Genomic DNA, 12,115 nt, shown 5'->3' with positions numbered 1-12,115 from the left:
CGGGTGACGCGTAGCGATCCCGGCCTACCGAATATGCCGACACTTGTAGGCCGGGTAAGCGCAGCGCCACCCGGCACACAGGCGAGACAACATTAAAGAGCAATGTGTATGTCTAAATCCGTACAGAGCAACAGCGCGGTTCTCGTTCACTTCACGCTGAAGCTGGATGATGGCTCAACGGCTGAATCCACCCGCAATAACGGCAAACCGGCCCTGTTTCGTCTTGGCGATACCTCACTTTCTGAAGGTCTTGAGCAACAGCTTCTGGGTCTGAAAGAGGGCGAGAAAAAAGCGTTTTCGCTGGAGCCGGATGCGGCATTTGGCGTGCCAAGCCCGGACCTGATCCAGTATTTCTCGCGCCGTGAGTTCATGGACGCGGGCGAGCCAGAAATCGGGGCGATTATGCTCTTTACCGCTATGGACGGCAGCGAAATGCCTGGCGTGATCCGCGAAATCAACGGCGATTCTATCACCGTCGATTTCAACCATCCGCTTGCCGGGCGTACCGTTCATTTTGATGTCGAAGTGCTGGAGATCGATCCGGCACTGGAGGAGTAAAATGCAGATCCTGTTGGCTAACCCGCGCGGCTTCTGCGCCGGTGTAGACCGCGCTATCAGCATTGTTGAAAACGCGCTGGAGATTTACGGCGCGCCGATTTACGTGCGTCACGAAGTGGTGCACAACCGCTACGTGGTCGACAGCCTGCGCGAGCGCGGCGCCATCTTTATTGAGCAGATCAGCGAAGTGCCGGACGGTGCGATCCTGATCTTCTCCGCGCACGGCGTCTCTCAGGCGGTACGCAACGAGGCGAAAAGCCGCGATCTGACCGTATTTGATGCCACCTGTCCTTTGGTGACAAAAGTGCATATGGAAGTGGCGCGCGCCAGCCGTCGCGGTGAAGAGTCGATTCTGATTGGCCATGCCGGTCATCCGGAAGTTGAAGGCACCATGGGTCAGTACAGTAACCCGGAAGGGGGGATGTATCTGGTCGAGTCGCCTGAAGATGTCTTTACGCTGAACGTGAAAAACGAAGCGCGACTGTCGTTTATGACGCAGACGACGCTCTCCGTAGACGATACCTCGGACGTGATTGACGCCCTGCGCCAGCGCTTCCCGAAAATCGTCGGGCCGCGTAAGGATGACATCTGCTACGCCACCACTAACCGTCAGGAAGCAGTGCGTGCGCTGGCTGAACAGGCGGACGTGGTGCTGGTCGTCGGCTCCAAAAACTCCTCTAACTCTAACCGTCTGGCCGAACTGGCGCAGCGGATGGGGAAAGCAGCGTTTCTGATTGACGATGCGACGGACATTCAGGAAGCGTGGGTCAAAAATGCGGCCTGCGTTGGCGTTACCGCAGGCGCTTCCGCGCCGGATATCCTGGTGCAGAACGTGATTACCCGTCTGCAGGAGCTGGGCGGTGGCGACGCGGTTCCGCTGGAAGGGCGCGAAGAGAACATCGTGTTTGAAGTTCCGAAAGAACTGCGAATTGATGCCCGCGAAGTGGAATAATCCCTCTTCTGATGAAAGGCCAGCACCTCCTGTGCTGGCCTTTTTTTTACCCGTTACTTTATCGTGACCACAAAATCATGTCTTTTACTGATATTTAAGCCGGTTTCACGTTAAATTCTAATTATCGGTGTTTTCAGTTGGCAGCCTCAGCGAAGGCTGGTTAATCTGAAAACGGTTTACATCATTTTAACGTAAGAGAATAACTATGCATGATGCACAGATCCGTGTCGCTATTGCGGGCGCGGGTGGACGTATGGGCCGCCAGCTGATTCAGGCGGCGCTACAGATGGATGGTGTGGCACTTGGCGCGGCGCTGGAGCGTGAAGGTTCATCACTACTTGGCTCCGACGCGGGTGAACTGGCGGGCGCAGGCCACACGGGCGTAACCGTGCAGAGCAGCCTGGAGGCGGTAAAAGATGACTTTGACGTGTTCATCGATTTTACGCGCCCTGAAGGTACATTGAATCACCTGGCGTTTTGCCGTCAGCATGGCAAAGGGATGGTGATCGGCACGACCGGTTTTGACGAGGCGGGTAAACAAGCCATTCAGGAGGCATCAAACGAGATTGCGATCGTCTTCGCTGCCAACTTTAGCGTAGGCGTTAACGTGATGCTGAAGCTGCTGGAAAAGGCGGCGAAAGTGATGGGCGACTATACCGACATTGAAATTGTTGAAGCGCATCACCGCTATAAAGTCGACGCGCCATCAGGCACGGCACTGGCAATGGGCGAAGCGATTGCTTATGCAATGGATAAAGAGTTAAAAGACATCGCGGTCTATTCTCGCGAAGGTCATACCGGCGAACGCGTTCCGGGAACCATTGGCTTCGCAACTGTGCGAGCGGGCGATATCGTCGGCGAACATACCGCGATGTTCGCCGATATTGGCGAACGCATAGAAATCACGCATAAGGCATCTAGCCGAATGACATTTGCAAATGGCGCAGTGCGCTCCGCGTTGTGGTTAAAAGGCAGGCGAAATGGTCTTTTTGATATGCGAGATGTACTCGATCTCAACAATTTGTAAGCATTATTACCCATCGTGATGTGGTTATTGCAGTCGTAATGTATTGATTGCATAGGGCAATAATTTATTGCCCTTTTATTTTATCATCTTTGTGAGTGTTATCCTGTTAAAGCTGTAAAACAATATCTCTTCTCTCTTTTTTGCGTTGCGTAATTGTAAATTTTGACCGTATGGTCCACTTTTTATTGTCCTGCGCACGAAATTCCCATTAAACTTAACGCGCAAGCGTTTTCCAGAATGATTTGCCTGATCTTTTTGCCCGTTAAATCGCATTCCAGCCGCCAGGCTCGCAAAAGAATAAACAAAATATCCGTTTTGAGTTGACTTTTACCCACCAAATCCCCAGAATGCCGCCGTTTGCCAAAAATCCGCTGGCAACACATTTGCATTGATTTATGACGTGGTTGTGAATTAATATGCAAATAAAGTGAGTGAATATTCTCTGGAGGGTGTTTTGATTAAGTCAGCGCTATTGGTTCTGGAAGACGGAACCCAGTTTATCGGTCGGGCCATAGGGGCAACAGGTTCGGCGGTTGGGGAAGTCGTTTTCAATACTTCAATGACCGGTTATCAAGAAATCCTCACTGATCCTTCCTATTCTCGCCAAATCGTTACTCTTACTTATCCTCATATCGGCAATGTCGGCACCAATGCTGCTGACGAAGAATCTTCTCAGGTACATGCGCAAGGCCTGGTCATCCGCGACCTGCCGCTGATTGCCAGCAACTTCCGCAATACCGAAGACCTCTCTTCTTACCTGAAGCGCCATAACATTGTGGCGATTGCCGATATCGATACCCGTAAGTTAACGCGTCTGCTGCGCGAGAAGGGTGCACAGAACGGCTGCATCATCGCGGGTGACAACCTCGATGCGACGCTGGCGCTGGAAAAAGCGAAAGCCTTCCCGGGCCTGAACGGCATGGACCTGGCGAAAGAAGTGACTACCGCTGAGGCCTACAGCTGGACGCAGGGTAGCTGGACGCTGGAAGGCGACCTGCCGGAAGCGAAAAAAGAGAGCGAGCTGCCGTTCCACGTGGTGGCCTACGATTTCGGCGCCAAGCGCAACATCCTGCGCATGCTGGTTGACCGCGGCTGCCGCCTGACGGTGGTTCCGGCACAAACGTCTGCCGAAGACGTGCTGAAGATGAATCCGGACGGTATTTTCCTGTCCAACGGTCCTGGTGACCCGGCGCCGTGCGATTACGCCATCGCCGCCATTAAGTCCTTCCTGGAAACAGACATTCCGGTATTCGGCATCTGCCTCGGCCATCAGCTGCTGGCGCTGGCGAGCGGTGCTAACACCGTTAAGATGAAGTTCGGCCACCACGGTGGTAACCACCCGGTGAAGGACATCGATAACAACACGGTGATGATCACCGCGCAGAACCACGGCTTTGCCGTCGATGAAGCCTCGATGCCGGCTAACCTGCGCGTGACCCATAAGTCGCTGTTCGATGGCACCCTTCAGGGCATTCATCGTACCGATAAGCCAGCGTTCAGCTTCCAGGGCCACCCTGAAGCCAGCCCGGGCCCACACGACGCCGCGCCGCTGTTCGATCACTTCATCGAACTTATCGAGCAATACCGTAAGACCGCTAAATAATCAGGAGCCGAGAAGACAATGCCAAAACGTACAGACATAAAAAGCATCCTGATCCTTGGCGCTGGCCCGATCGTCATCGGCCAGGCCTGCGAATTCGACTACTCCGGCGCGCAGGCGTGTAAAGCCCTGCGTGAAGAGGGTTACCGCGTTATCCTGGTGAACTCTAACCCGGCGACCATCATGACCGACCCGGAAATGGCTGATGCAACCTACATCGAGCCGATTCACTGGGAAGTGGTGCGTAAAATCATCGAGAAAGAGCGTCCGGACGCGGTGCTGCCAACCATGGGCGGCCAGACGGCGCTGAACTGCGCGCTGGAGCTGGAGCGTCAGGGCGTGCTGGCTGAGTTCGGCGTGACCATGATTGGTGCGACCGCCGACGCGATTGATAAAGCAGAAGACCGTCGCCGCTTCGACGTGGCGATGAAGAAAATCGGCCTCGACACCGCGCGTTCCGGTATCGCACACAACATGGAAGAAGCGCTGGCCGTCGCGGCTGACGTGGGCTATCCGTGCATTATCCGTCCATCGTTCACCATGGGCGGTACCGGCGGCGGTATCGCCTACAACCGCGAAGAGTTCGAAGAGATTTGCGAACGCGGTCTGGATCTCTCCCCAACCAAAGAGCTGCTGATTGATGAATCGCTGATTGGCTGGAAAGAGTACGAGATGGAAGTGGTACGTGATAAAAACGACAACTGCATCATCGTCTGCTCCATCGAAAACTTCGATGCGATGGGTATCCACACCGGTGACTCCATCACCGTTGCGCCAGCCCAGACCCTGACCGACAAAGAGTATCAAATCATGCGTAACGCCTCGATGGCGGTACTGCGTGAAATCGGCGTGGAAACCGGCGGTTCTAACGTACAGTTCTCCGTGAACCCGAAAACCGGCCGTCTGATTGTTATCGAAATGAACCCGCGCGTGTCCCGTTCCTCCGCGCTGGCCTCTAAAGCGACCGGCTTCCCGATTGCGAAAGTGGCGGCGAAGCTGGCGGTGGGTTATACCCTCGACGAGCTGATGAACGACATCACCGGTGGCCGCACCCCTGCGTCCTTCGAGCCGTCCATCGACTACGTTGTGACTAAAATTCCTCGCTTTAACTTCGAGAAATTTGCGGGCGCGAACGACCGTCTGACCACCCAGATGAAATCTGTCGGTGAAGTGATGGCGATTGGCCGCACGCAGCAGGAATCCCTGCAGAAAGCGCTGCGCGGCCTCGAAGTGGGCGCGACCGGCTTCGACCCGAAAGTGAGCCTGGACGACCCGGAAGCACTGACGAAAATCCGCCGCGAGCTGAAGGACGCGGGCGCTGAGCGTATCTGGTACATCGCCGATGCCTTCCGTGCTGGCCTCTCCGTCGACGGCGTGTTCAACCTGACCAACATCGACCGCTGGTTCCTGGTGCAGATTGAAGAGCTGGTGCGTCTGGAAGAACAGGTCGCTGAGCTGGGCATCACCGGTCTGGACGCTGACTTCCTGCGCGTGCTGAAGCGTAAAGGCTTCGCCGATGCGCGTCTGGCTAAGCTGGCGGGCGTACGTGAAGCGGAAATCCGCAAGCTGCGCGACCAGTACGACCTGCACCCGGTCTACAAGCGCGTGGACACCTGTGCGGCAGAGTTCTCAACTGACACCGCCTACATGTACTCCACCTATGAAGACGAGTGCGAAGCGAACCCGTCCGTCGACCGCGACAAGATTATGGTGCTGGGCGGCGGTCCAAACCGTATCGGCCAGGGCATCGAGTTCGACTACTGCTGCGTGCACGCCTCCCTGGCGCTGCGTGAAGACGGTTACGAGACCATCATGGTCAACTGTAACCCGGAAACCGTATCGACCGACTACGACACCTCTGACCGCCTGTACTTCGAGCCGGTGACCCTGGAAGACGTGCTGGAAATCGTGCGCATCGAGAAGCCAAAAGGCGTTATCGTGCAATACGGCGGCCAGACCCCGCTGAAGCTGGCGCGCGCGCTGGAAGCAGCAGGCGTGCCGGTTATCGGCACCAGCCCGGACGCGATTGACCGTGCGGAAGACCGCGAGCGTTTCCAGCAGGCGGTTGACCGTCTGAAGCTGAAGCAGCCTGCGAACGCCACTGTGACCGCCATTGAAATGGCCGTTGAGAAGGCGAAAGAGATTGGCTACCCGCTGGTGGTGCGTCCTTCCTACGTGCTGGGCGGCCGCGCGATGGAAATCGTCTACGACGAAGCCGACCTGCGCCGCTACTTCCAGACTGCGGTAAGCGTCTCCAACGATGCGCCAGTGCTGCTCGACCGCTTCCTCGACGACGCGGTGGAAGTGGACGTTGACGCCATCTGCGACGGCGAAATGGTGCTGATTGGCGGCATCATGGAGCACATCGAGCAGGCGGGCGTGCACTCCGGTGACTCCGCTTGTTCTCTGCCAGCGTACACCCTGAGCCAGGAGATTCAGGACGTGATGCGTCAGCAGGTGCAGAAACTGGCCTTCGAGCTGCAGGTTCGCGGCCTGATGAACGTCCAGTTCGCGGTGAAAGACAACGAAGTCTACCTGATTGAAGTGAACCCGCGTGCGGCACGTACCGTACCGTTCGTCTCAAAAGCCACCGGCGTCCCGCTGGCGAAAGTGGCGGCGCGCGTGATGGCGGGCCAGACGCTGGCGCAGCAGGGTGTGACCAAAGAGATTATCCCACCGTACTACTCGGTGAAAGAAGTGGTGCTGCCGTTCAACAAATTCCCTGGCGTTGACCCGCTGTTAGGGCCAGAAATGCGCTCTACCGGGGAAGTGATGGGCGTGGGCCGCACCTTCGCAGAAGCGTTCGCGAAGGCGCAGCTGGGCAGTAGCTCCACCATGAGAAAATCAGGCCGCGCGCTGCTCTCCGTTCGCGAAGGCGACAAAGAGCGCGTGGTTGACCTGGCCGCCAAGCTGCTGAAACAGGGCTTCGAGCTGGATGCAACCCACGGTACGGCGATTGTGCTGGGTGAAGCCGGTATCAACCCGCGTCTGGTGAACAAGGTGCATGAAGGTCGTCCGCACATTCAGGACCGTATCAAGAATGGCGAATACACCTACATCATCAACACCACCGCAGGACGTCAGGCGATTGAAGATTCCAAGCTGATTCGCCGCAGCGCGCTGCAGTACAAAGTGCACTACGACACCACCCTGAACGGCGGTTTCGCAACGGCCATGGCGCTGAACGCGGATGCCACCGAGAAGGTGATTTCAGTGCAGGAAATGCACGCGCAGATTAGCAAGTAAGTTCACATGCCCGGTGCCGTTCGGTTGCCGGGCATTCTCCCCATCTTCAGAACCTTCTGGTTTTTCATCCGCTTTCAGTCAGTTAGCCTAAAATGGTTAAGTCGATAACGAAATTCAACTGAGAGCAGGGGAAAACACCATGCAAAATAAATTACTGATCGCTTCCGTTCTGGCTGCCACTGCAATGTTCACCGTTGCGGGCTGTTCGTCTAATCAGGCAGTTAAAACCACCGATGGCCGCACCATTGTCACTGACGGCAAACCGCAGGTGGATGATGATACCGGACTGGTGTCGTACAAAAACGCCGAAACCGGTCAGACCGAGCAGATTAACCGCGACCAGGTGAAATCCATGGGTGAGCTGGATAACTAATTCAGAATTCTGACGTAAGCCCGTCAATAATATTCACTATTAGCCTGTTGAATTACTGACTACACTCTTTTGTTAAAAGAAAGCAGTAACAACAGGCTAATCAATGATTCTGATAATTTATGCCCATCCCTATCCGCAGCACTCGCATGCGAATAAGCGGATGCTTGAGCAGGTAAGGACGCTTGATAACGTAGAGATACGTTCCCTCTATCAACTCTATCCCGATTTTAATATCGATATCGCCGCCGAACAGGAGGCGCTTTCTCGTGCCGATCTGATTATCTGGCAGCATCCGATGCAGTGGTACAGCACGCCTCCGCTGTTGAAGCTGTGGATCGATAAAGTCTTCTCTCACGGTTGGGCATATGGTCATAACGGCCATGCGCTGAAGGGGAAAAGCCTGATGTGGGCCGTGACGACCGGCGGCGGTGAAAGCCACTTTGATATCGGCTCCTTCCCCGGCTTTGATGTGCTGGCGCAGCCGCTACAGGCGACCGCGCTCTATTGTGGTTTGAACTGGCTGCCTCCTTTTGCGATGCACTGTACCTTTATTTGCGACGATGAAACCTTGCAGGCACAGGCTCGCCACTACAAACAACGCTTACTTGAGTGGCAGGAGACGCACAATGGATAGCCATACGCTGATACAGGCACTGATTTATCTCGGCGCGGCGGCATTGATTGTCCCTGTGGCGGTTCGACTGGGGCTGGGATCCGTGCTCGGCTATCTGATTGCCGGGTGCGTGATTGGACCCTGGGGCCTTCGTCTGGTCACCGATGCTGAAGCGATACTGCATTTCGCTGAAATTGGCGTGGTGCTGATGCTGTTTGTGATTGGTCTGGAGCTGGATCCGCAGCGCTTATGGAAATTGCGTGCTTCCGTGTTTGGCGGCGGCGCGCTACAGATGGTGGCGTGTGGCCTGCTGCTGGGCGGGTTCTGCATCCTGCTGGGGATGGACTGGAAAGTGGCCGGGCTGATCGGCATGACGCTGGCGCTCTCCTCGACGGCCATTGCCATGCAGGCGATGAATGAGCGTAACCTGACGGTCTCCCAGATGGGCCGCAGCGCGTTCTCGGTGCTGCTGTTCCAGGACATTGCCGCCATTCCGCTGGTGGCGATGATCCCGCTGCTGGCTGCCAGCGGAGCATCAACGACGCTTGGCGCATTTGCACTCTCGGCGCTGAAAGTCGTCGGTGCTCTGATGCTGGTGGTCCTGCTTGGCCGATACGTCACCCGTCCACTGCTGCGCTTTGTTGCGCGCTCGGGCCTTCGCGAAGTGTTCAGTGCCGTTGCGTTATTCCTGGTGTTTGGCTTCGGTCTGCTGCTGGAAGAAGCCGGGCTGTCTATGGCAATGGGCGCCTTCCTGGCAGGCGTTCTGCTGGCAAGCTCCGAATACCGCCACGCGCTGGAAAGCGATATCGAGCCGTTTAAAGGCTTGCTGCTGGGGCTGTTTTTCATCGGCGTCGGGATGTCCGTCGACTTCGGCACGCTGGCCACGCATCCGCTGCGGATTGTTATCCTGCTGGTGGGTTTCCTGGTCATTAAAATGGCGGTACTGTGGCTGGTTGCCCGTCCGCTGAAGGTGCCAGGTAAACAACGTCGCTGGTTTGCCGCGCTGCTGGGACAGGGAAGTGAATTCGCATTTGTGGTGTTTGGTGCAGCGCAGATGGCGAAGGTGCTCGATCCCGAGTGGGCCAAAGCGTTAACGCTGGCCGTGGCATTATCGATGGCCGCCACGCCTATCCTGCTGGTGCTGCTGACGCGTCTGGAAAAATCGGACAGCGAACAGGGGCGTGAAGCCGATGAGATTGACGAAGAACAGCCGCGAGTGATTATCGCTGGATTCGGGCGCTTCGGGCAGATCACCGGCCGTTTGCTGCTCTCCAGCGGCGTTAAAATGGTCATTCTCGATCACGATCCTGATCACGTAGAAACCCTGCGTAAATTCGATATGAAAGTATTCTATGGTGATGCTACCCGCGTCGATTTGCTGGAGTCGGCCGGGGCTGCGAAAGCCGAGGTGCTGATCAACGCCATTGACGATCCGCAAACCAGTCTGCAGCTGGTTGAGCTGGTCAAAGAGCATTTCCCTGACCTGACGATTATCTCCCGCGCGCGCGATGTGGATCACTACATCCAGCTGCGACAGGCTGGCGTCGTAGCGCCGGAGCGTGAAACCTTCGAAGGTGCGCTTAAATCTGGGCGAATGGCGCTGGAAAGCCTGGGGCTGGGGGCGTATGAGGCGCGCGAGCGTGCCGATCTGTTCCGCCGCTTTAACACCGGAATGGTCGAGGAGATGGTGGAGATGGCGAGCAGCACGGCTTCAGACCGGGCAGCCGTGTTTAAACGTACCAGCGCGATGCTGACTGAAATTATTAACGAAGACCGCAATCACCTGTCGCTTACCCAGCGTCACGGCTGGCAAGGAACGGAAGAGGGCAAGCACACCGGGGATCCTCAGGATGAACCGGAAAGTAAACCGTCCGCGTGAAGTGGAGTTGCCAGCAATATTAAAAAATTTCTGTTTCTTTACCCTGCCGCCAGTCGACGAAAGATTAAGCTTTCCGTATAGTGGCGGCAATTTTTTGCATCCGGGAAATTTTCAATGATCAGTCTGATTGCAGCGCTGGCGGTGGACCGCGTTATCGGCATGGAAAATGCCATGCCGTGGAACCTGCCTGCCGATCTCGCATGGTTTAAACGTACGACGTTAAACAAGCCGGTAGTGATGGGCCGCCTGACCTGGGAGTCGATTGGTCGTCCATTACCGGGCCGTAAGAATATTGTGATCAGTAGCCAGCCAGGCACTGACGATCGCGTGCAGTGGGTGAAATCCGTTGATGAAGCGATTGCCGCCTGTGGTGATGCTGAAGAGATCATGGTGATCGGCGGCGGACGCGTGTATGAGCAGTTCCTGCCGAAAGCGCAGAAATTGTATCTGACCCACATTGATGCGGAAGTAGAAGGGGATACCCATTTCCCGGATTACGATCCGGACGAGTGGGAATCCGTTTTCAGCGAATTCCACGACGCGGATGCACAGAACTCACATAGCTACTGCTTCGAAATTCTGGAACGTCGTTAAGTGATTTTCCCTCTCCCGGCCGGGAGAGGGAATAACGTATCAGGAGGCGACAGCCTCACCTTCTCCTAAGTCCAGCTGTCGGTTGGACGGCTGTACGAAGTACGTTTTATCTTCCCACCGTAAGCAGGTTAACTCCCCACCCCAGCAGCATCCGGTATCAAGACCGTAGATCCCCTCCGGCGTCCCTTTACCTTCCAGAGCCGCCCAGTGACCAAACACGACGCTGTACTCACTTGTCACCGGTCCCGGAATGGCAAACCACGGTTTCAGCGGTGCAGGCGCGCTTTCCGGCGTCTCTTTGGAATACATGTCCAGCTGTCCGTTCGGGAAGCAGAAACGCATGCGGGTGAAGGCGTTGGTGATAAAACGCAGACGGGCCAGACCGCTGAGATCCTCGCTCCAGTGGTTCGGCATATCGCCGTACATGGCATCGAGGAAGAAAGGATACGAGTCGCTTGCCAGCACCGCCTCAACATCGCGCGCGCAGGCTTTTGCCGTCTCGAGATCCCATTGTGGCGTGATCCCGGCATGGGCCATGACCAGCTTTTTCTCTTCATCGATCTGCAGTAGCGGCTGACGACGCAGCCAGTTGATCAGATCGTCCGCGTCCGGTGCTTCAAGCAGGGGGGTAATACGATCTTTCGGTTTATTGCGGCTGATCCCGGCGAATACCGCCAGCAGATGCAGATCGTGATTGCCCAGAACCATGCGCACGCTGTCGCCCAGTGATTTAACGAAACGTAAAACCTCAAGGGAGCCCGGGCCACGCGCCACTAAATCGCCCGTCAGCCACAGCATGTCCTGTCCTGGCGTAAAGTCGACCTGCTTTAATAATGCGATCAGTTCATCGTAGCAACCGTGAACGTCGCCAATCAGATATGTAGACATTGGATTAATGAATGAATGTTGTAACGGCGAGACGGAATACGGGAATGGCAACGCGGAAGCCATTGCCATCGACGTCGACCATTTCATAATGGCCTTGCATGGTACCCATTGGCGTTTCGATCACCGCGCCGCTGGTGTACTGATATTCTTCGCCAGGAGCGATATGCGGTTGTTCACCCACCACGCCTTCGCCCTGGACTTCAATTTCACGACCATTGCCGTTCGTGATAAGCCAATAGCGCCCGCGCAGCTGCACGGGCATCCGCCCCAGATTGCGGATGGTCACGGTGTAAGCAAAGACAAAACGTTCTTCATCCGGTGAGGACTGCGATTCAACATAGACGCTTTGTACATGGACACATACGCGGGGCGAATCAATCATGGC

At 56.0% G+C, this 12,115-nt stretch carries 11 protein-coding genes; 9 read left to right on the top strand and 2 right to left on the bottom strand.

All coding sequences use genetic code 11. From position 1 onward, the window contains the following. The first annotated feature begins 108 nt into the window (after nucleotides 1-108). The 9 genes from fkpB to folA all read left to right on the top strand — a co-directional run bounded on the left by fkpB (nucleotide 109) and on the right by folA (nucleotide 10,842). Entirely contained in the window at nucleotides 109-558 is a 450-nt protein-coding gene (gene fkpB / locus AC2T6E_RS11245; protein ID WP_015572634.1) for an FKBP-type peptidyl-prolyl cis-trans isomerase, read from the top strand. Between the two features lies 1 nt (nucleotide 559). Beyond that, nucleotides 560-1,510 carry a 4-hydroxy-3-methylbut-2-enyl diphosphate reductase gene (ispH, locus tag AC2T6E_RS11240; protein WP_010427054.1) on the top strand — a complete coding sequence of 317 codons (951 nt, stop codon included), beginning with the start codon at nucleotides 560-562 and terminating at the stop codon, nucleotides 1,508-1,510. Nucleotides 1,511-1,715: 205 nt separating this feature from the next. After that, nucleotides 1,716-2,537 (top strand): 4-hydroxy-tetrahydrodipicolinate reductase, encoded by an 822-nt coding sequence (dapB, locus tag AC2T6E_RS11235; RefSeq protein WP_486691747.1) that lies wholly within the window; start codon nucleotides 1,716-1,718, stop codon nucleotides 2,535-2,537. 454 nt (nucleotides 2,538-2,991) lie between these two features. Continuing rightward, the gene (gene carA / locus AC2T6E_RS11230; RefSeq protein ID WP_010427050.1) at nucleotides 2,992-4,140 is read left to right on the top strand and encodes a glutamine-hydrolyzing carbamoyl-phosphate synthase small subunit; all 1,149 of its coding nucleotides are present in this window, start codon (nucleotides 2,992-2,994) and stop codon (nucleotides 4,138-4,140) included. Nucleotides 4,141-4,158: 18 nt separating this feature from the next. Next, nucleotides 4,159-7,383: a carbamoyl-phosphate synthase large subunit gene (carB, locus tag AC2T6E_RS11225; protein ID WP_024907428.1), complete on the top strand. Its 3,225-nt coding sequence runs from the start codon at nucleotides 4,159-4,161 to the stop codon at nucleotides 7,381-7,383. A 139-nt stretch (nucleotides 7,384-7,522) separates the two neighbouring features. Beyond that, the gene (locus AC2T6E_RS11220) at nucleotides 7,523-7,756 is read left to right on the top strand and encodes a YgdI/YgdR family lipoprotein (RefSeq protein ID WP_010427047.1); all 234 of its coding nucleotides are present in this window, start codon (nucleotides 7,523-7,525) and stop codon (nucleotides 7,754-7,756) included. A gap of 103 nt (nucleotides 7,757-7,859) precedes the next feature. Beyond that, nucleotides 7,860-8,390 carry a glutathione-regulated potassium-efflux system oxidoreductase KefF gene (gene kefF, locus AC2T6E_RS11215; protein ID WP_108417116.1) on the top strand — a complete coding sequence of 177 codons (531 nt, stop codon included), beginning with the start codon at nucleotides 7,860-7,862 and terminating at the stop codon, nucleotides 8,388-8,390. After that, nucleotides 8,383-10,248: a glutathione-regulated potassium-efflux system protein KefC gene (gene kefC, locus AC2T6E_RS11210; RefSeq protein WP_108417115.1), complete on the top strand. Its 1,866-nt coding sequence runs from the start codon at nucleotides 8,383-8,385 to the stop codon at nucleotides 10,246-10,248. The genes kefF and kefC overlap by 8 nt, the downstream gene beginning before the upstream one ends. Before the next feature lie 114 nt (nucleotides 10,249-10,362). Further along, nucleotides 10,363-10,842, top strand: coding sequence for a type 3 dihydrofolate reductase (gene folA, locus AC2T6E_RS11205; RefSeq protein WP_003856431.1), 480 nt, complete (start codon nucleotides 10,363-10,365; stop codon nucleotides 10,840-10,842). A 39-nt stretch (nucleotides 10,843-10,881) separates the two neighbouring features. Here folA and apaH read toward each other — a convergent pair whose 3' ends face one another. After that, the gene (gene apaH / locus AC2T6E_RS11200; protein ID WP_029484936.1) at nucleotides 10,882-11,730 is read right to left on the bottom strand and encodes a bis(5'-nucleosyl)-tetraphosphatase (symmetrical) ApaH; all 849 of its coding nucleotides are present in this window, start codon (nucleotides 11,728-11,730) and stop codon (nucleotides 10,882-10,884) included. 4 nt (nucleotides 11,731-11,734) lie between these two features. After that, complete coding sequence (apaG, locus tag AC2T6E_RS11195; RefSeq protein ID WP_089599206.1) at nucleotides 11,735-12,112, bottom strand: Co2+/Mg2+ efflux protein ApaG; 378 nt, start codon at nucleotides 12,110-12,112, stop codon at nucleotides 11,735-11,737. Between the last annotated feature and the right edge of the window lie 3 nt (nucleotides 12,113-12,115).

The organism is Enterobacter sp. B79-1 (assembly GCF_057444735.1).
The sequence above is the reverse complement of the archived record's forward strand: the minus strand, read 5'-3'. Positions and strand labels throughout refer to the sequence as shown.

Bases quoted from the DNA above. Each gene is read 5' to 3' on its own strand.
- fkpB (WP_015572634.1), top strand. From the start codon at position 109: ATGTCTAAATCCGTACAGAGCAACAGCGCGGTTCTCGTTCACTTCACG.
- ispH (WP_010427054.1), top strand. From the start codon at position 560: ATGCAGATCCTGTTGGCTAACCCGCGCGGCTTCTGCGCCGGTGTAGAC.
- dapB (WP_486691747.1), top strand. From the start codon at position 1,716: ATGCATGATGCACAGATCCGTGTCGCTATTGCGGGCGCGGGTGGACGT.
- carB (WP_024907428.1), top strand. From the start codon at position 4,159: ATGCCAAAACGTACAGACATAAAAAGCATCCTGATCCTTGGCGCTGGC.
- AC2T6E_RS11220 (WP_010427047.1), top strand. From the start codon at position 7,523: ATGCAAAATAAATTACTGATCGCTTCCGTTCTGGCTGCCACTGCAATG.
- kefF (WP_108417116.1), top strand. From the start codon at position 7,860: ATGATTCTGATAATTTATGCCCATCCCTATCCGCAGCACTCGCATGCG.
- kefC (WP_108417115.1), top strand. From the start codon at position 8,383: ATGGATAGCCATACGCTGATACAGGCACTGATTTATCTCGGCGCGGCG.
- folA (WP_003856431.1), top strand. From the start codon at position 10,363: ATGATCAGTCTGATTGCAGCGCTGGCGGTGGACCGCGTTATCGGCATG.
- apaH (WP_029484936.1), bottom strand. From the start codon at position 11,730: ATGTCTACATATCTGATTGGCGACGTTCACGGTTGCTACGATGAACTG.
- apaG (WP_089599206.1), bottom strand. From the start codon at position 12,112: ATGATTGATTCGCCCCGCGTATGTGTCCATGTACAAAGCGTCTATGTT.